We start from the raw sequence: 20,334 nt of genomic DNA, 5'->3' as shown, positions 1-20,334 counted from the left end.
AAAGATAAGAACCTAGAAGATTCATGCACTTAGCCGAGAACAAAAGATAATTGCTATTTTCTTTTGTTTCTATTGGCCTCACTGATCTATTGCTAATCTTAACCAAATGGAAAGATGCGTTGAATATGATGACGTGTACGGGTTTGACATCGCTGCACATCTTCTTATAATTTGATCTGCTGCATCGGGTCTCAATACAAATGTTCAGGTTGCAGAAAACCATTAAGCGAGTCTAGAAGACTGCAAAATACGTTCTGGAATAGATTTTCAAACTAGAAACGAAAGTTTGGCCTTATGCTCGACTTTCCAATCTAATGAGGAGCACCGAACCATTGGTTTGTGCCCGCGAATACGGTACTGATGCTGCGCGTAGTTGAGCTGTTACCCGACCACTCGCTGGCCGAGTTGCGGCTTGGGTGGCGTATAAAGAACAGACGGGATGCTAGCCACTTCCCAATCTACAGCGTCATTATTTATATATCCAACCTCTTTTGCAAGATAAAACACCGCCCCGTCTAAGTCGTGCAGACGATCGAGGCACATCCGTTCTAGACCAATACTCGTCTTCGCCCAAATTTCGGATATCGTTGCATCAAGCTTCGGAATTTCATGCTCAGGAATATTTCCCAGCAATATGTGGACGTGCACGCGCTTCTGACTTTTCATTCCCTCGCATACAGGAATAGCAATAATCTGACATTTTGCTTTTGTATCCGGCTTTCGTGACGCATGCTTCCACATTTTAAAATTTAGCGTTACAACAAAATACTTCAGAGCTTTCTTCACTGCAATCTCAGAAATATTCCAGTTGGTTTTATCATTTATTGTCAACGTCAGCATATGCGTTGCAAACGAACCGAATCGTCCAATCATTTGCTCAGTTGAGTTTTGCAATTTCTTATCCATTTTTTTTCTTATTATTAGTGTTTTTTGTTACGTGACCGTCTGGATTCGCGAATGCCTTAACAGAGGAGCAATCAATGTTACAGGATACAGTGCGGCCGTCAATATTTAATTCGCTGCAACCGCATGTATTTAATTGAAGATTTATAAAAGTGACGTATAGTTGTTGATGGTCATGCCACCTGAGTGCATCATTGGGTTACAAACTAACTGATGAGGAAACAAATGAACACTCTGACTTCGCTGAAATTGGTAGCCGCGAAACGCCCAGCCGATATCCCGCCTGTTGTTAAACGTCGCAATCGTCTGATTGCCAAAATCTGGGAGCAAACAGAACTGGCGAAAGGCGCCCAGGATGGTAAGGGTTATGCGCCCTTGCATACCCGGACCGTAAAAGACCGTGCGACCGGCGACGTTCGCCGTGTAGAGGCTCCCAAACGAATTAAGGCGTGGTGGTTCACAGCAGACAACGGCAAAGTCTGCCTGACCGTAAAGTATGGGGCAAAGATTCTTGAGCTTGCGAAAGGCAAGAGCGCGATCGAAGTCGGCACCATGGCCGAACTGATTCCTACGCTCGATACGCTCAAAACGGCTGTTGCCGCCGGTGAGCTGGATGCTCAGATTGATACTGCTAGCGGCACCTTGCGCGCTGGTTTCACAAAGAAGTGACGTACCTCGTGGCGGCGACCGCCGCCGAGTTCCATGCGCTGAGTGTCGTTTGAAGCGACACTTGGCGGGTCAACATTTTCCTGCAAAATTACTACCTGCGGATCATAAAAAGCGGCACCAGGCACGTCGCGTCTATTTTGGCCCGAAGCTGAACGGCAGGTATCGGCAACTTGGTTGCAACCCGTATTCTCGTCCAGAGGTGGTCTCGGCGTATTATTTTAATTGCACAGAATGTACCCGGAGCTTGCAACGTGGCATTGCTTTAATCCGCCTGGCGTGTTGACTAGGTAATTAGTACCGCGACCTTGTTGAGATTGACCGAAATTGACGCGTCCAGATGGCATGGGGATGAAGCTGTAATCGTATGATTGCGCGGCCTGCCCTAGCGAATTAGCGAAGGCGCTGAACAATTCCAATGCGGAACTCCAGGAATCCGCCTGCCTTCTGCTACTTCCGTCAAGCAGGCCGAGATAGGCTTCGTAGTCCGTGTACATTTCTGGAATCATATTCGCGATCTTAGGTAGCAAATCGGCACAATCCGCGGCTAAGCGCTCACTGCTCAAATTATTCGTGAAGTTGACAAGTTTACGATATTTCTCGTTATATAAATCCGTATTCACTGAGGCCACGGACAATAGCTTTGATGCCGCTTTTCTATAATTCGCGTAAGTTGCGCTAGGAAGGAGTATCGGACATTTCGTAGTGAATACATCAGCCACGACAATTGCGCCTGTGCGTTCATCCGTAAGCTGCGGAACGGATTGAGAAAAGGCGAGCCCCGGAGCAACCGTCATGAATAGCAACAACATCGACTTCTTCATTCTAATCCTCTAAATTGTAAAAATTTTCAAGCGCAGAAAAGATTATGATTATTTGCGCGCAATAACACAAAATTTTTCGCGCAAATTTCTATCGGCGTTTGCTAAAACAAGTAAAAATCAAATAGGTCTGACAAGCTCTACAAGCAAAATACAAAATTGTTCGAGGTAACCCGACACTGAGTTAACCCGCTATTCGAATTAACCAGAAAATTTTGCGTCTTAGATTGCTCTTGTGAATATCTGACATTTGGAAAACTCATCTGCGGAATGGGGGTATTGGGGAGCCGAAAATTGCTCATTTGTTGCGCCAATCTTTGATTTTCTTCTGACCTTGCAACGCCCAGCTCTTGAGCATATTTCCTATACACATTGCTTAAATTAGCAATAACGGTAGGTAAGTTTCTCTCAAGTTCTTGGCATGCCGGGGCCGCGCCAGACGGATCTTTCTGGTAATTTTCATTAAGCCCAGAGACACCATTTTCATATGTAGTTTTATAGAAATCATTATCAAAAACAACCAAGTCCAGCATTTCTGCTGCAATGGTCGAAAACTCATAGGCGGCCTGTCTGTTCAACATATTTTTCGATAGGCAAAAATTTGCGTACGCATTGCCTTTAGCGATAAAAGCCGTTTGAGTGCTATCTATCCGAATATGTGCCACCATCGTTTTCATCATATTTTGGCAACCGCCGAGGAGAGCGATTGAGGCAACAATTGCGAGCAGGTTTAATTTTTTCATGAGTTCGTTATCCTATTTGTCGACATTACTACAATGATTCAACCAGCGAAACAAAACGTAAATTCTGCATGGTATTCGTATCAAACGCTGGCTTTATTAGTGCTTTCAACTCGCCTTGCCCAATCGAAGAGGCAGTATCAATAAAAATAGATGATCCACTTTGCACAACCTTGGATATTCCAGAAATTCCAGAAATATCGTCAGCGAAAGCTTTCAAGCACATCTCATAATCTTCTTCATCAGGTACGAAAGGAGTCGACGAACGAACATCGCTTTCCTCAATTTTCCTCACATTTAGAATAAATTTCATATCTCTTCGTTCTCAAATTTTAGGAATCTAGTTCACATTTCCGAGCGGGAAACCCTGCGCTGGTATGGGTAGATCAATTATAGGGCTCTACAATTAACACTTGTCGTTTCGACACGCGCATTCGGACCCCAATCGTGCCACCGAGAAGTGGTTTACGGACTTTTTCTTTTCCAGGGGAAATATAACATGAGAACGTCAGGTAACGTGTGATCACAAGAATAATATGTCATGAAACCTAGCCATGAATACTACGTTCGGGGCATTTGCAACTGCGTGCTTTAACACTTGAAGGGACGGGGCAACCGCAGGTACTTACGACGAGCGCCCATTGCAACTAAATACCTCCAAAAAATGGAGGTAATATGTCTTATCAATTCCGAACCGGACGCGACGGCAAGAAGGTAAAAATCCCGCACGGCTACACATCAAGGGAAGGCACCGACGGCCGTGTTGTTCCCGTGCCTCCGGGTGGGACATCAAGGCAAGGTCGGGACGGGCGGGTCGTGGCAATCGTACGCGGTGCGACTTCTCGCGAAGGAAACGACGGGCGCGTCGTATGCGTTCCAAAGGGTGGAACATCGCGCGAAGGTCGCGATGGTCGGGTCGTGGCAATCCCACGCGGTCGCTACGGTGCAGAAGGACTTGATGGCCGCGTTCGATTGATCAAGAAATAGTAAGCCGCCGAGGGTTATTTGAGGGAATATTGAGAAATAAACACTGGTCGGCACATCGGATTTTCTTTGCTTTTCAACTTCGCAGCAATGTAGTACTCAGTGTAGTACTTAACGGAAAAACAGCCTAGGAACCGCACAGATAAAGGATGTAGAAATTAGCGCTCATTATTCGGGACGCAGAGGCCGGAGGCTCGAAGCATCTCACCATGACCAAAAATTCCTTAAAAAAAACAGCGGGTTACATACCCGCCGTTTTTGTTTCCAGGAACGGTCAGTGGCAAATCAGTGGCAGTAGCCACTTGATCGCCAGCCCCCCAAAAAATAAGTGCCTGCCTTTCCGGTACTTTTTTGCTGCCAGTACATTGGGTAGCAAATCATGGCCCTTCCGCCAAACTATACCGTGCTCCACTCCTGCATGGAGTACGAAGCATGGCGTCCATCGAGAGAAGCGCTTGCTACGTGCCGCCCGCGAAGAAGATTGCGAGCAATCCGTTAACAGACGCCTTGAGCAGTTAATGTCGGTGGAGCGCAACAAAGCGAATGGAGCCCAAACAATGCATCGACGCAAGTAAGTGATCAAGCGTGCTCGCCAACGGTACTTGCGGGAATGGGGCTGTTCAATCACAACCTGAGCGTATATCCCAGCTCGTTACGATCAGGCAGCTACAGGCCAGATACAGTTGCTCCGTTTCGATGTTGTCGATGACCGCTACAGTTGCGGGACCAGCCCTTGGATATTCACATCAACTCTGCGTCAATGTGCCCCCAATCTCGGAATAACTGCATCTCCATCGTTAGCTGAGGCATTCGAAGATACAACTCCTATAGCAAGGTGTAGGTCTGGTAGGCACCATAGCAGAACGGCTGCCGCCGCAAGTTATCGATCTGCTCCAGCACGGCTGAGGTATTCAGAACGTCGGCGGGAAATGCGCTATGCACAAGGTCGGATAGCTCCTCCTTGGGGAGCTCGAAGAGCTTCGCCAGTGCGATACTGGCAGCCAGCGAGGGGTGAGCCTTTTGAAGTCCGGGGGCAAAGAGCGTAGTGAACAAGAGATTGAAGCGGTCGAGAATTGCCCACGACGCGGCCAGGACTTCAGACCGGCCATTGAGCAAAAACACTGTCGGAAAACCCATGAGGTCGTGCGTTCTAAATCGAGTCTGGTAGTTGCGATTGACGAGGTCGCCACTATGGCAAGTGCCCAGAACCGCGAGGCGATGAGGCCATCGAAACGCTTCCCCTTGAAGCCTCATAAGATCCATGGCGCTATTCCGATAGGGGCCAGCCATGTCGGCGAAGAACGCGTCACGAAACAGACCAATGGACGCGCCATGGTGCGAAAGAACCAGCGCGTCTGTAGACGCCATTGCCTCGGCGAATACATTCCACGTCGGATCTTCAAGCACCGTCCCAGTGGCGCCGACCCCCTTGAAGAATTCCTTGACGTCGGCCCGGTCGTACAGAAGGCGAGAGTCGTTTTCGATGATGCCTAGGCAAGAACTGAGAGCAGCGGCCTGGCGCTTCGCGGGATAGGGAGCGATACAAGTGCGAACCTCAAACTTGCCGGCAGCCATCCGTGCTCGGATCTTCGGATCCCCGACCATTATCAGGTTGATCGGGGTCAAGTTTGAGCCATCAGGAATGAAGATGACTCCCTTGCAACTCTCAACCGCAAGTTCGCTCAACACGGGACCAAGTGAGCGTAGCAATGCCTCCTGATACGCGCCGACGGCTAGGCCAACTGCCTTGGCTTGATTCGGCTCTAGCCGATGCCGCAGCAATGCCTCGAAGAACACCCTGGTTTCCGCTTGCGGCAGGTCGCAGAAGACGTAACGATCACTGATAAGCAACAGCATCTTGTTGTCAGCGGCAACCATGTTCACGAGGATCGCGTACCCCTCGTCTAACCTTTTGACGATGGTCCGCGTAATGCTCTCAGAGGTTGCGTTCTGGAAGGGGCGCCTGAATCCGTGGCGCGCATTTATCTTGTCAGCGTACTCTGCAATATCGCGCCACGGGTCAGGCATTTTTATAGCAGACATCGGGTCGTCGTACTTCTCCAAATACCCGAACAGATGCGGCGATCCGTGCCGAGCGAGGTGATCAACTAGGCCATCGAGCTCTTCCTTTTCCTCCGGCGAGAGCATCGCGGCAAGCATCTCTGCCCACTCTAGGAAGTAAAGCCAATCGGATACGCGATTTGCTCGCGTCGCAGCGACTACCGGAATGACATCGGCGGCGCGGCCGATCGTAGCGAGGCTAGCGAGCAGCCGTTCAACTCGCGGGACGTATCGCTCCCGTAATCCGCGTCGGTAGTGGAGCTTCTCAACCAGACCAACGCCGGCGTTCAGGCTCTGGGCCGCGCGATTGAGACACGAGCATGCCTCGACCAAGTCGCCTTCGACAACGGCATTTTTTGCGGCGATCAACTCCATCTCGAGCTGGTGTTCGGGATCGACGTTTTCGAGTGTCGACAGCAGTCGGCGCGCCTCTGCCATGCGTACATCGGAAAGCGCATGCTCACCAAGCTCGCGCAGGCATGCCGACAGGTTAATGAGAATTTTTGTTCGCCCCTCTTCGAGCCCATCACCTGGTTTGACGTCTGCAAGCAATTCCTCGAACGCCTTTCGAGCAGCTAGGTAGTCTCCGGTTTGAAACAGCAGCGTCGCACGATTAGCCGCCAGATGCGCCGGAACCGGCCTCCCAAGCTCGACGTACTTCTGCTTCAACGTAGGCCACATCTTTTCGGCGTAAGCATGGTCACCCTCTAAGAGGCATATGGCGTAAATTGTGGACACCACGTCCGCGTACTCTTGAAGCAGCTGGTTGTCGCGTGCCAGGTTCTCCGCTTCGACAAGGGCGCCGTATGCTGGCTGAAATGCACCGAAGTCGGCGAAGAGGTATGCGGCGATGATCAGGTTCTCGATGGCCTTTTCCACCTTTCCAAGGTGCCGGTACAACCGAACCACTTCATACAGGATGTTGGGCACGTGGTCTGCCTTGGCGTTGCCCGGTAGCAGAAGACGCACGTTTTCCACCGCCGACAGGGCAGGCAGATCGGTGCCAGTCTCAATCGTCAGATCGACAAGTTGTTTAAGGTATCGCCGCGCGCGCTCAGTATCGCCCGCCATGCAGCTGGCGCCGACCGCGGTGTTCAAAGCATAGGCCTGGGACCACGGACGGTCTGCGCTTGAGAGGATTTCAGCGGCGAGGTACGCACAAGCCCTCGCGCCGTCGGATTTCGGAGTTGCCTGCTGCAGCGCATCGTCGATTTCGTCCAGTTCCAAATCCGATTCGGTGTCAGCCACAAGGGCACGAAAGTGAGGTTCGAACGTCACTGGGTTGAAGTTGGCCATCTCTAGTTAACGTGGAAAAAGGACAAGATATCCTGAGCTAGCTTTCGGCCCGATTTACCAGCAGGCGTAACTCAAGGCGCTTTTTGAAGAACATTGTTTTAGTATACGACCATTCTTGCTCGAACTCGATTGCCTCGGACTCGCGGCGTTCCACTGTGTGTTGCCAGAGCATTCGCGGAGAGCCGATAACAGGATTTGAGTGACTTGTTCGGCAACGACCACGGCCTTGATCGCTTCGCAACCAAGCGCCGCTATCAATCGTAGCTAACGGCATTTGCCAACCCGGCCGCTTACCTGTGCATCTACCAATTCCTGGTTTGAGGGGCGGACAAATGGCAAAAAACGCGCCATTCGTAAGCCATTGATTTATAATGAATTACCCTTAACCTAGGGCACGGATTTTAGCAGGGAAAGCGCATTCGGGACGTAGAAGAGGCCGGAGGTTCGAATTGCTTCCCCACTAACGGTGGGGATCGCCTAAAACGGCTCCTACTTGGTGCAGTCGACCTTCATAATGCAGATTCACCTTCGAAGTCACTGCCTCCCGACGACATAGCGTTCTTTGCATCACAGGCAGTGATACCCTCGGGTCTCTTGCAGACTTTCGTCACTTTTACCTTAAGGGTTTCAGAGCGTCATCGTCACGAACTAACCGGGTTTCTTCGAAAGGTTCTCCGCAGGTGATGGTTGTAGTGCTAAACATCCCGCTCAAAAATTAGTGGCAAATCAGTTTCATAAAATTGATCTATCACACCTCTGTTAAGCGCACCCCTGTCCGGGAGTATTTGTTATGAACTAACCATACAGCTATTTCGAGCGGGCTCCCATAATTACCTAATACAACAAGCAAAAATCCGTCCATCTTCAACGTAAAGGCATCCAAATACTCGCGAGCCGTTTGGAGATCTTGGAGGGATGGAGTCGGGAAACGCTCAGGGTGAGTGTGCCAGAGACCTACCGCATGCCGGCCTGCGGCAAATTGATGGTGGCGATCAACGTTCGCCTGGGCGACGTTTGGGATAAAAGCGCACCGCCTGCGCATGTCCTTTGAATTCGGTCCAGTCACTGCATCAATCAAGATATCGGTAAGATGTGGTTCCGCGCAAAAAAGCTGGCCACCCGCCTCTCTATGGAGCCAACCAACCTGGGCGAAATGATACATGTGTTCTAGAACCGTCTCAGTGAATACCAATAATCCGGATCCGTCTGGCATATTGAATATTCGGCTAGGCATCAAACCTCCTCTCAACAAGCACGCCATTCGCCTCAATCGGTACCCGAACCCACTCTCGATGACGTAACCCCTTCCGCTGCGAATCTAGAAAGCGTTGACCACGCACCCAACTACGGACCATCGAGGTCGGAACGTTATTGTCCACTACATCCAGCGCCGCTTCTACAACCAGACCCACAGCATAAGCCGCAGCAGCTGACGTGTAACTTTGGAATCGGCTACTACACCCAGGCTCACTGTGAAAGACATCATCAGGCCAAACTACAGATTGTAGCTCCTCGAGTGGGTCAGCTCCGCTGGAAAACCAGTTTTGTCCAGCGACCAAGATGCACGCGTGCGCGGCCGCAACATACGGTTCCATCCAACCGACGACCATCGGAATTGGTTCAGTAAGTCGTTTAGAGTTCAATGCGAAACGAACGTCAGGTTCTCCTGTTAAATCGAGAACCAGCGCAAAACTGTTTAGTGAATTTTTTCTCAGCCAATCTTCTGCAGGAATATTGGCTGCGCTGACGCAGCAAGATGGATTTGCGCGACCGACATGCTTCGCAACGCTGAGTGCCTTCTTGCTATAGATTGCCTCTACTCCCAGCAAATGCCGACCGACGTTCGCCGAAGTCATTAAATCGCAATCAACAACTGTAATACTCCCGATACCTGCGCGCGCTAACTGGTCGATAACCTGGCTACCTAGGGCCCCGGAACCCATCACGAGAACGCGACTAAGTTGGCGCTTAAGCACCAGATGGTTTTCATCCCGCCCTGTGGTCCAGGATGGGTCAAGACGATAAACACTTAATGGCAAAAGCTGGATGTTACGCTGCGTGCGGGTAGACTTGCGCATCTTGATTTCTTGCAGCGGCCCTCCTGGGAGCAGATAGCCGTAGCTGCCACTCGGTGAGCGTAGAATAACTAACCGATGCTGTGTGATTTTTCTTTTTACAAAGTTGAATTGCTTAAGCATCTTGTCATCAATACGCATTGCGAGCAAAAGCTCCAATTCCCTTATGTTCTTCGGCCATGTATGCGGAGTGAGGGGAACATCAACCGGGATGTCTAGTACTGCAATTCGCTCTATACGCGAGGCGCACCCACCAAGAGAAGTTCGCACTCGCTCTTCGAGAGCCTGCGCACTTCCTAAAATGACTGCTTTCATGGGGTGTACCAATGTCGCCTCGATCAAGCGCGGGTCACAGGGACGGTCATCGATAGTAAATACCATGCGTACGGGATTCGTATTCGATGCATACCGGCCGACATTTATCTCCCAATAGTTTTGGGTTTCAATCTCGAAGTCTGCATCCAAAAAACCCGATTGCCATGGCTTTAGGAAGTCCTCCGAGAAGTGATAGAGCATGTCCTGGAGACGGTCTTCTGGCGACGCTCCACTTGCAGGGCCGACGTCACCCGAAAAACATAAGATGCCTTCACTATCAACGTGCGGAACCTTCAGAATCGCATCGCCCGACAAACGAATACATGCACGAACATTAGGAAACTCATGCGGCAGAACCAACCAAGCATCATCAAAATGACGCTCAGAACTCATATTCGGCAGTCGTAAGCGGAACGCGCGTTCGCGAGTTCCGCTTACCGAAGTTTCGGGAACGAGATCTGGGTGCGCCGTCAGGAAGGCATCAAGAGCGCTTGTCAATTGCATCCTTACGCATCATGCAAGTCCTCGAGTCGGCTGAACTAGAGTCACTGTAGTCGGCTTTGCCGCCGCCAGCCCACTCAACGAGCCGCCGGATGCCCCCGAGCTGCGGTCAGCTCCATTGGTACCAAACGCGTGATGCACCCGCTTACGAATTTCAACAGGGTCAGATGCGTCCAGAATTGCGGTCATGTCGGTCGCAAGAAGCTTGCACCATTGCAAAAACGTGCGCGCTCTTGTCCCATCGTCTTCATTCCATTTCTCAGCAAAATTCTCGCCATGCACCGTGGGATTGGATATTTCGTAGCGTCCATCACGTTTCTCTGGCATGTTAGGCAGCATCTCGGCGAGGTCACACAGGAGCTCAATCGGATGTGAGTACGTCCGATTGAGATCAGCCAAACCTTCATAGGCTTGAGTAAGGAGCGTCACAATGATGACCGAAATTGGCTTTGTTTCGTTGGTTATCAGTCCACGACGAACAGCCATATCACGGTGACGTTTGAAGAGTCGAATCGCGACTCGGAGCGTATCTGATAACGGAACCTCTTGATCAGGTACTGGTGCGACATTAGCCGAATCCATGGCCTCAACCGCATACTTCCGTAGACGTAATACCTGGCGGTCGGACTGATCGTTGATCCAGGCTGCAAATCCTTCTGGGTTAGATGTCTTCCATTCCTTCGTCGGGCAATCCACTACAGCCAATGCTGTTTTATGATAGCGAGTCGTCGGACCGTATTTGACCTTGGCGCGCACGGTTTCCGGAACGGTTGATAGCGGGATCGAGGGGGTAAAGTCAATGTAGTAGCTCTTTTCGTTGTAATGGATACGCCAGCAACGCTTCATCGGTTCAGTCTCAAAGCTCTTAAGCGCTTTGCCAACGTCATCGAAGAATGCCATCGGATCCTTAGCCTCAATCTTGCTGATATCGACTTGGCAAACAGCATCAATATCAAATTTTTCAGCGCTCGGCGAGGCTACCAAAGTCTTTGTACTCGTGGAACCCTGAGGTAGAACCTTAATTGCGTCAGAGGGCCAATTCAATTTCTCGACTAAGTGCTGCCCTAGATCGAGATAAGAGTCCGCTGCCTCCGCGACCATTTTTGCGTCGACAGTAATGTGCCTGTTAACGATATCGAGCTCACGCGCCCAAATATTCAATTCAGCATCGTGCTCAACACTCCCCTTAACGACAGCACTATCAAGCGCCTCAGTTGAATATTTAAACAGCCTCCGCTCAAGCGCCTCATTCAAAATGCGATTTCTTTGGGCGAAAGCCAATTCTGCGAGGGTGCCATAATGGGTTTTTGACATATTATTCTCTTTATCTCAAAGAAATCGTTATAGAAGATGTTTCGCCTGCTGGAACGATGGCGCTGACTTGACTTCCATCGATAGTGATTGCCGGAAGGAAGGGGGTTTGCCATGTGGGTCTGTCATAAATCGTGTACGGACAGTGGTTTCCGGCCTGAAGGAGCTGTCCGAGATTAAATAACGCACTGGCGGGGGCGACGCCTATCAGATGCACATGTTTGGCATGCAGTTGGTCCTGTACGAAATTTATTGCCTCTCGTGCGATTCGTGTAAACTGCTCTATGTCCGACGTGTGAGCAATCGCATTCTGCCCAGGCGCCTTTGTTCGAATTCTCACACGTTGTATCGATTCATCGAGCATACCGGCGACGATTTCCGGGGGAAGCGCAGACTCAGGAAATTCTGCGGACAGCTCAATTGAGAGAACCACTGCCTTGCCGCTATTCTGGACAGAGTGCTCTAGAAAAATCGTTCCTGCCGGCTTGCCTACCGCTCCAGACTCCCATCTCCAGGTTCCTCGATCACGGTCAAATTGGTAAACTTCCACCCGTCGTGCTTGTCCCACAATACGACCGAACAGCACAAGCAACGGGACCAGATGGACGGTAAAGATGGATAAAACGTCGGCCGTTGCACCAACCGAGCGTGTGTTGCCGAATTTCCCAATAAACGTCCGCAAGTCATTTTCGTGATCGTGCAAAATCTGTCGCCATGCGCCTGGCAAAGACCGATCATCTCGCTGATTGCGAGGAACCTGGTAGTCAATCTGCGGGAGCGGTGCCAATTTTCGCTCAAGCATAGCCAACTGCATGTCAACCTCAGATGGCCAAGTTGTCGCATTGCCAAGGTTTGCAAGCAGCGCAATTGCCTGCGTCTTGGGATACGTCAGGCAGTTCAAAACCTGTCGCACAGTGTTAACGTGCTCGGCACGCATGCCGCGCAGAACGTCTGTTTTATATTCATCGACGGCGATACGGTCTATAAGACGGTGGTGTTTGTCACACATCAGCATGATATTCGACGGCTCGTCAGCCAATTTTTCGGACCAATGTTTTTCGCCGCGTGGCCCATCCTTATCCGCAGCGACAATATGAGCCAAGTAAGCTACCCCAGCGGACCGTGCTGAAAGCGGAGTTACGCCAAGATCATCACCGCAACCGCGGAACATGCAACGGCCCGCAGCATCGTGCCATACACGCTGAACTGATCTCGCGGACAGCACTTTTCCTCTACCTGAATCAAATAGCGCTTTGCGGGCCTTGAACCAATCTTTGACATCATTAGCTGTAGCAGTAATGGCGATTGCTTGCCATTCAGGATGCGCTTCAGTTGCGCAATCAAGCTTGCCAGCTTCATGCTCAAGGCGCTTTAAGAGACCAGCCTTCGCAATTTTTTGCAGAAGCTTAGCTCCTTCTTCGATAGGATCCGCAAACAGCAATTTAGATGGGAGGTCTTCGACGTAGAGGGCACAGCGGTAGCGCTCATATACCAGTACAGTTCTTAATGATCGCTTCAGACAATCAGATAACCATGCGTGCAGGGTATCGTCATCGATGGTCACTTTCGATGAGGTTGAGACTGCAATTGGCACAGTCGTCGGTGTTGATATAGTCATAGACGCCCTCAGAAACTCTTTCACGCAAAAGTTGCCGTTGTTAAAATTTTCACACCAGAGTAACAACGTGAGGGTTTCTGTACCAAATTCAATAGTGCCTATTGGATTTTTATTGTTAATTACTCATCTCAGCATCTCTCTATTTTCGATTGTGATAGTGTTCTCGGCGTGAAGTTAATCAAGATGCAATTTCTTGAAATCTCGGCTTAGAGCACAGCATAGCGAAAGCTCGTGCACACAAGTGGCGACGCATCTGGCAACTCCACTAGGCTAGACACCGAAAACTCGACCTAGAGGAGATCGCCGCCTAAACCGTTGGACTCTACTGTTTATAACCGACCTCAAGGTATCGGGTTCAATGATCCCTGTCTCGAGAAGCACTGGCAGGTTTAACGAGCAGAGCGCATTACACCCAGTTTCAGCCAATGTAAAAATCAAAATGACTGCGCAAGCTGGCCTGATCCCGACGAACAGATCGAAGTAGTGAGTGTCACCCTACGCAAACGCTTCGCGAAGAAATGGTCAACATGCCGCCCATGTTCAGAATTGCTAATATGGTCTTATATTTGCAGCAGGTATCAGTGTTAAATCTCCATTTTTCTCAATACGGTCACAATCACCGACCTAATAGCAACGAACTAATTCGCTATAGAGTCCAAAAGCCACGCTACTACTTTGGAAAAAGGTGGCTTAAGTCCTGCCAGACGTATCAACTGCCAGCGCCGAACATACTCTTGTCGGGCTGATAGTTGCAGTTTAGCCCATTGCAACCGCCGACATTGGAATTGTTCTATTGTTTCAATTTGCGAATTGAGCGTAGCAGCGGTAAAGGGTAGCTTGGCCAGATGCTTTTCCATTGCAGCGAGATTGCCAATTGAGCGGCCGATGGATGATTTGGTGATTCGTACCGGTTTTTCCAGAGCATAGAGCATTTGGCTGTGTCTAGATACAGCTTCGGCAAGAACAGCGTCGCGTTCCGCCCAGTTGATCCTAGAATTGCGAACATTGGATTTTTGAGGTGGATTCCCTATCGCTTGCAATAACCATAACCGATCATGCCTATATAGCCAAATATAATCTGGTAGATCTCGCGCATGAGCTCGAGTGTGTCCGACCGAAAATCGATTTCGTCTAACGTTGCGCTCGTAATCGAATATCAGATACCGCCTTTTTATGGCGACGTCAGGATGCATCCTCAATAACCGATACAAACTCACCGTTGAGCACTCATATTTCTTTGCTATGTCTTCTAGCAATGATGTTGACTCTAATGCAATGAGCAGCACTGCAACTGTTGCGTCATTTAATTTCTGTGGCCGCTTGTCAACAGAAAAACCTAGCCTTTCTGCCTCGACGCGCAACGTAGTGACTGATAAGCCAAGGTGTTGAGCGCAATGCCTCAAAGAATAATTTTTTTGTATCAGCATAATGTGGAGAGATTGACTGAGTTTCGACTCCAAAGACACAATAGATACCGATTGCTCATCCACTTTCTCAATGCATTGAAATGGCCTTGACGACCAGTTCGCTAGGTGCTCGAATTTTCCGTTGAGAGCCTGCAAAAGAAGCAAATGCTTGAGCGGATGAATGGAGCATCGTCTTTTGCGCATTAATTTCAGCGTCCAAGCAGGAGGAGTCTCGGGCAAGTCTAGAAGAGGAATAAGCTCCTCTCGTTTTGGGATATTTTCTAGCTCTTGAAGAATCCGCGCTGAAAATTCGGAAATGCGCAATCTTCCGTTTGCGCTTATTGCACCAAAATTTGCCGCCAAATCACGATAAACCTGCTGGATTTGTGTCGCTGAAATCGGAGTAAGCTCTGATTCAAGGAGTTTTTGACTTAATCTGGATAGTGAAAGCAAGCTTAATGTTTCTTTGTCTGAAAATACACCTTGCTTCGAATTCTTTACAACCTCCGAGTCAGAGGGAAGAAACAAACGATGGCGATGCTGAGCTACCCAGCTTGCTTCTAAGCTTTTCAGAACGGTGCCGTGGATGGGACAAACCAATACAGCGGGTAACTGATGGTTACGATGCCAATAGGCTTGTCCGCCGTTTTCGACATCGGCATCCGCGCAAGATAAACAGTAACGGTAGCTGTTGTGCCCTCCAACTTGGCTAGCTACCATGCCCATCATGGTTTTAAGACCTGCTCCAGAATTTCCCCTCATGGCGGCAAGACCAAAAACAACCTGCCTCTCCGTCAAAAATGGTCGAAAGTAAGGAAAAACTGTATGGCGCTCAATCAAGTCATTGACAGTGATATCCAAGCCCTGGGGTAAAACTGACGCTAGTGCATCCAAATGAGTGGGAAGGTGCGAAGTAACCACATGAGTATGTTTGCCAAACAACTCATGGAGAGAGTCTCTATCATCAATATTGCCTGACAGCCGGTGATATCGCGCAATCAAACTGAAAAGCGTTTCATCTGCAAAACCAGTAGGGAAGAACGTCAACCGGCTTTGCATTCTCATTGCTTAGGCGCTCTTGCGGTAGCTGTCAGAAAACTCCAGCGGCTCAGTCTGCAGCCAATTTGCGTCTCGCAAGGCGGACAACGGATTGGCTTGGTCAACAATGGTGGACGAGATTGTCGTCACTGGAGTCGGTGAAGATTTTTTTGCTAACGGCTTAATTTCCAGATTGACGGGAGCGCTGTTGGCAGCATCGAAATCTGCAGCGGAATCTTTCTTCGATTTGGCTTTTCGCAACAAGGATATCCTGCTTTCAGCGGACATAACCCCAGCGTCAATCATCATGTCGTCGATTTGCTCATCTGTGGGCATCAAATCTTCAAACTTGCGCATTTTCAAGGGGTCTCTGCTACGGAGAACCGCCAGCGCAGGCTTGAGTAGTTTCATTTTTGTGTCAGCAACGTGCTGGAACACATCCTCAGTAAGCGTTTCGATATTTGACTGAATGGCATAGCGCTGACCCAGTATCATCAACTTAACCAAAAAATCTGTAACGCCTTGGGTCAGGTCATAGAGAGTGCTGCGTAGCACATCAGTAAGCGGGGTAGGAATGCCGACCCATTGATATTCCCAAATGGTCTCTAACAGCAAGTCCCAGGATTCATCGTCTTTTTCTGGCTGTTTAAAATCATAGATTCCCAACCCACATGCACGACGAGCATTCCGAAGAACATTGGAGAACAGCTCAATCATTGACGTATTGCCGATAAAAACAACAGGAATCCCTATGGCATTGATAAGATTGACAAAGAAATTCAGCATATTATCTTTGCCTCCTGTCTTGGCGGCGTTTAAGTGCTGCAGTTCGTCAATAAAGATTGCGCCAATAAAATAGGTGCTGGCGATTTGCTCCATACGTTGGATCATTTCAAGAATGCCACCTTTGGACTTGTAGCGCTTGGCATATTTTTCTTGTCCCAAAGCTTGATCAACCGCTCGGAAAAAGGCGTGACACAGCCCAGATAGAGAACCGTCGAAAGGACATTCGATTTTGAGCCAGACAATTTGTGTATGAACGAATTCGCGATCCTTGTAGCGTTTGTGAACAATGGTCTGGGGGTATAGGCGCAAAATCGAATTCAGGGAAGTGGTTTTGCCAATGCCACTTAAACCGACAAGACTAAAGGTAGATGCGGATGACTGGAAGTGGCCCATAGACTGGCGGTCAGCCGAAAGCGTGTGCAAATGGCGCCAGGTCGCTGCCAACATCGGATTGCGGCTGATATAGCCACTGCGCAAAAGCGACGAAACACTACTCTCCAATTCCAAATGGATTGGGAGTGGTTGCACTACGCTGCGTAGGCGATCAATACAGTGTAAACGAACTTCTTTTGGCAGATTACGTTCGTCTTCGCAGACATCAGGAAGATGAGCGATTGCGCTGGCAGCCTCCTCTTCAGACAGAATAGGTGGAAGCGCTTCGATCAAAGGGTTGCCGCTGTACTCCGCAACTGGGGATGGACTATACGTGGCGTAAATTGGTGCTCTGGTACTCATGAAGGATTTTTGTTTTTTCTGCGCTGGCGGCTCAGTAGGTCAATGATTTCCCGGCCACGTTGACCGTAGGATTCAGAGCCAATCGATGGCTGCGCCGGCATCGGCGCAGGGAGTGCTACTCCATTTTTTTGCAAAACAAAGGGATTTTGTGCGATAACTCGTTCAGCTGCCTTTTCGATTGCTCGATTGGCTCGAATATTCGCGACTTGCTCTGCAGCTGAAAGGTTTTCACGCTCTTGCTTTTTCTCCTTGGCAGCCTGGTCAATGACGCTTTGGATTTGATCGTCCAGCTTTACCTTACTTGTAAGTTCTGCATATTTGGTTTCTGGGGCGGGATTCTTGATGATTTGCAACATATCTTGAATTTCTTCAAGGCGATGCCCCCGGTATCGATTTTCAGACGCCCGCAAATTATATTGGACGAATGAATTACCCTCCCCACGTATCCAAATATGCTCAGGTTTGGTTGAGTCATGCCACACATCAATAGATTCACGACCTTTGGCGCGCGCGCGTGCGAATTTTTTCCAATCCTGGTCGTCGGTGGAAGTGTAGTACATGCCAGAAAAATAGATGCCGCCGGATTGGATGCTAGCTTTGGCTTTAGGGAGAAGATGTAGATAAACTAGCTCGGGCGCTTGAATATTCGGTGTTCCAAAACCATGATCGATGCCCCAGTTCCACATACTAATCGGTGTGGGCGCAATGTCTTGGGCGATCATGTCTTGATTGAGCCAGTCCGGCTGGCGATTGTGGTGGTTATAATGCAAAGTGCTCGCCACCATGATCTTGGTAAATTCATGCAGATCTAACGTTGCATCCAGACGATAGTCTCTTTCACCCCTCTCCTTGACACGTTCTGCAACTCCTCCAGGTGACCACTGTATTTGAGTGAGGCGATTAAGGATTCGAAAACGGCTTTCCACGATCGCTTTCCAATCCGGGCGATATGGCGGCAAGATAGCTAGGTCGATGCCCAGGCCGGTCACCAGATTTTCAGCTGCGGCTCCCAGCATTTCGCCACGATCCCCACATATTTCTTGTGGCAAATGATGGCAAGGCCAATCGGCGCTGCTAATGTCGATGCCAAATTGCCGGCAGTATTCAACTTTGTCCGAGAATGCGTTCCACAGGGCTGCGCGGGCGCCGTTCCAGCTTGGCCCCTCAAGTCCAACGTATAGTCCAACGATCATTCTAGAAAAGGTATCGACCACGACGTAGACGACGGGGCGGCCGATGATCCAATTGCGATTGAAGCGGCTGACAAGGTAGACGTCGGCGATAGTTGCGTCGATTTCAAATCGGTGGCACGGCCCGAATAAACCTTGATTGGCTCTGCCGACAAGGGCTCGATGATCTTTTTCCCATTTGCGGCGACCTTTTCTGCCACGCAGCACGGTTATTTCATCGAAAGCTTTTTTGCCCCAGTACCGGAATTGGGTCAATGTGGGCAACTCGTGTGCCGGTTTCAAGATGATCTCATCACGTGCATAGCCTGGTACCGACTGCTCAGCGCGGTAGAACTTGTTTAATGTCCTGACGTGCGCATCCGTGATGCACTGCACTTCATTGTTCTTGTAGAGTGCATACCCGATTTTTATGATGGCTTTATCTTCGTCTGACAAGATCTTTGCTTTTGTATCCAGTACGATGCCTTGAAATTTGGGCGGCCGACCATTGATTTTTCCGTTTGTGAAAGTTTTCGGCTTCCCGGTTCCTCCGGAGTCTGAATAGTTTGGGAGCAGCGCATTTTCTATAGAGCCGAATAACCAATATCGATACAGAAGACGGTATAGGGTCTTGCGCTCGACCCCTATAGCAGCGGCATGCGATGCGACTAATTGGCCCAATGCGTCAGGTTGAAATATTTCGCCAGGAATCCTAGTTTCCACCAAAGGGCGGATACGCTGCCAACTCGTCGTACGAATTTCTTTAGACCTTGGTTTTAGCTCTTCTTCCAGCATGAGCATAAAAGCTGGTACCTTGATGCTGATGCGGCGGATGGCCTGGTCTTGAAGTAAGGATTGCAGCTCGTCGAGTGCTATCGTCCATGGCCGTTGCGGCTCAGACTGGATGGATATTAAAGTGGCTTCGTTATGGAGTTTGTCTATCCACAGCACCCTGGCAGGAATCTCAAACGGTGCTACCTGATGAATGGATTCAAAGACATCCTGGACCGAAATGGAGAAAGTCATATCAGGCTGCCTTTAGCGATGCAACCACTGAAATGAGAGAACGGTCGAAGGTAAATGCGGGGCTAGGACCAGATAGCGAAAGCTCTTGGCCCGTGATATCGAACCTAATTACCTTCTGAAGAACCAAATACTTGAATAGCATGGTCCCATCTGCAAAAGGAATATGGGTTGAGCTTGCCGCTGCACGGATGACTGACTGCAGTGCACGTCCTGAACTTGTGTGGTATTCCACAGCGTCTAGAAAATGTAGTTGGACGGTAGGATGCAATAGATGACGCTCTACCGATTTTCCTTTTCTGAGCCAAATCAGATTGGTCATCAAGATTGATCCAATGGTGGCCTCTGTCACTAGCTTCCAGTCTTCTATGCCTTGCGCAGAATGGATGGCCTTTTCCAATTCCAGTTTCTCTACAGTTCCCTTAAGATCGCTCGAATGCTGAAATGCGCTTTCATATTTGACGGTCCGAGCAGCCAATCTCCGTGATCCATCAGGCGCTTGCAGAGTTACAAGAAAATCTGTGCTCATCACATAGAGCAAGTTTGTACCGGGGAATCGGGGATATCGAATGCCGAGCTGTGCGCTGATCTCTCTGGCTTGTTCCGATGGAAAAATGGGGAATCCCTCTCGGATATCAACCACTTGTTCAGAAAACTCAAGCACCAAAAGATATCCGAATTCCAGATCGGATAAAAGGTGATGTTGCCTGCCGGTTTTAATTCCCAACACTTTTCGTGACCTGCCCTGTGACGGGACGTCTTGTACGCGGAGCCAAGGCTTATAATTTTCACCCTCTCCTTGACCAAATCCTTGTGCGATATAACGGTCAATATCAGCTTGGCTTTTGAAGCGTCGTCCTCGCACTTCACATCCTAAAAAAAATTA

General features: G+C 49.5%; 15 protein-coding genes. 2 read left to right on the top strand and 13 right to left on the bottom strand.

The features are described from left to right. Nucleotides 1-381: 381 nt before the first annotated feature. The gene (locus tag ACOTSW_RS00845; protein ID WP_423680487.1) at nt 382-906 is read right to left on the bottom strand and encodes a hypothetical protein; all 525 of its coding nucleotides are present in this window, start codon (nt 904-906) and stop codon (nt 382-384) included. Between the two features lie 222 nt (nt 907-1,128). Here ACOTSW_RS00845 and ACOTSW_RS00840 point away from each other — a divergent pair, with 222 nt between their 5' ends. Beyond that, entirely contained in the window at nt 1,129-1,572 is a 444-nt protein-coding gene (locus ACOTSW_RS00840) for a DUF6641 family protein (protein WP_423680486.1), read from the top strand. 218 nt (nt 1,573-1,790) lie between these two features. On the opposite strand, the gene ACOTSW_RS00835 is transcribed toward ACOTSW_RS00840, so the two are convergent. The 3 genes from ACOTSW_RS00835 to ACOTSW_RS00825 form a co-directional block, all read right to left on the bottom strand. Further along, entirely contained in the window at nt 1,791-2,393 is a 603-nt protein-coding gene (locus ACOTSW_RS00835; protein ID WP_423680485.1) for a hypothetical protein, read from the bottom strand. A 137-nt stretch (nt 2,394-2,530) separates the two neighbouring features. Further along, nucleotides 2,531-3,133 (bottom strand): hypothetical protein, encoded by a 603-nt coding sequence (locus tag ACOTSW_RS00830; RefSeq protein WP_423680484.1) that lies wholly within the window; start codon nt 3,131-3,133, stop codon nt 2,531-2,533. Nucleotides 3,134-3,161: 28 nt separating this feature from the next. Continuing rightward, nucleotides 3,162-3,443, bottom strand: a complete 282-nt coding sequence (locus ACOTSW_RS00825) for a hypothetical protein (protein ID WP_423680483.1) — start codon at nt 3,441-3,443, stop codon at nt 3,162-3,164. Between the two features lie 503 nt (nt 3,444-3,946). On the opposite strand from ACOTSW_RS00825, the gene ACOTSW_RS00820 reads away from it, so the two are divergent. Next, nucleotides 3,947-4,117 (top strand): hypothetical protein, encoded by a 171-nt coding sequence (locus ACOTSW_RS00820; protein ID WP_423680482.1) that lies wholly within the window; start codon nt 3,947-3,949, stop codon nt 4,115-4,117. An 822-nt stretch (nt 4,118-4,939) separates the two neighbouring features. On the opposite strand, the gene ACOTSW_RS00815 is transcribed toward ACOTSW_RS00820, so the two are convergent. The 9 genes from ACOTSW_RS00815 to ACOTSW_RS00775 form a co-directional block, all read right to left on the bottom strand. Beyond that, nucleotides 4,940-7,471, bottom strand: a complete 2,532-nt coding sequence (locus tag ACOTSW_RS00815; RefSeq protein ID WP_423680481.1) for a tetratricopeptide repeat protein — start codon at nt 7,469-7,471, stop codon at nt 4,940-4,942. 748 nt (nt 7,472-8,219) lie between these two features. After that, nucleotides 8,220-8,705: a Mov34/MPN/PAD-1 family protein gene (locus ACOTSW_RS00810; protein WP_423680480.1), complete on the bottom strand. Its 486-nt coding sequence runs from the start codon at nt 8,703-8,705 to the stop codon at nt 8,220-8,222. Next, nucleotides 8,698-10,365 carry a ThiF family adenylyltransferase gene (locus ACOTSW_RS00805; protein ID WP_423680479.1) on the bottom strand — a complete coding sequence of 556 codons (1,668 nt, stop codon included), beginning with the start codon at nt 10,363-10,365 and terminating at the stop codon, nt 8,698-8,700. The genes ACOTSW_RS00810 and ACOTSW_RS00805 overlap by 8 nt, the downstream gene beginning before the upstream one ends. Nucleotides 10,366-10,374: 9 nt before the next feature. Further along, the gene (locus tag ACOTSW_RS00800; RefSeq protein WP_423680478.1) at nt 10,375-11,676 is read right to left on the bottom strand and encodes a nucleotidyltransferase domain-containing protein; all 1,302 of its coding nucleotides are present in this window, start codon (nt 11,674-11,676) and stop codon (nt 10,375-10,377) included. 10 nt (nt 11,677-11,686) lie between these two features. Further along, nucleotides 11,687-13,291, bottom strand: coding sequence for an SAVED domain-containing protein (locus ACOTSW_RS00795; protein ID WP_423680477.1), 1,605 nt, complete (start codon nt 13,289-13,291; stop codon nt 11,687-11,689). Between the two features lie 638 nt (nt 13,292-13,929). After that, nucleotides 13,930-15,756: a TnsD family Tn7-like transposition protein gene (locus tag ACOTSW_RS00790; protein ID WP_423680476.1), complete on the bottom strand. Its 1,827-nt coding sequence runs from the start codon at nt 15,754-15,756 to the stop codon at nt 13,930-13,932. 9 nt (nt 15,757-15,765) lie between these two features. Continuing rightward, complete coding sequence (locus ACOTSW_RS00785; protein WP_423680475.1) at nt 15,766-17,256, bottom strand: ATP-binding protein; 1,491 nt, start codon at nt 17,254-17,256, stop codon at nt 15,766-15,768. Further along, nucleotides 17,253-19,451 (bottom strand): transposase, encoded by a 2,199-nt coding sequence (locus tag ACOTSW_RS00780; RefSeq protein ID WP_423680474.1) that lies wholly within the window; start codon nt 19,449-19,451, stop codon nt 17,253-17,255. The genes ACOTSW_RS00785 and ACOTSW_RS00780 overlap by 4 nt, the downstream gene beginning before the upstream one ends. A 1-nt stretch (nt 19,452) precedes the next feature. Further along, nucleotides 19,453-20,313: a TnsA endonuclease N-terminal domain-containing protein gene (locus tag ACOTSW_RS00775; RefSeq protein ID WP_423680473.1), complete on the bottom strand. Its 861-nt coding sequence runs from the start codon at nt 20,311-20,313 to the stop codon at nt 19,453-19,455. Between the last annotated feature and the right edge of the window lie 21 nt (nt 20,314-20,334).

The sequence above is a fragment of the Undibacterium sp. WLHG33 genome (assembly GCF_049544815.1).
In the GTDB taxonomy this organism is placed as follows: Bacteria; Pseudomonadota; Gammaproteobacteria; order Burkholderiales; family Burkholderiaceae_D; genus Undibacterium.
Note: the sequence above shows the minus strand (reverse complement) of the source record. Positions and strands in the feature narration are given on the sequence as shown.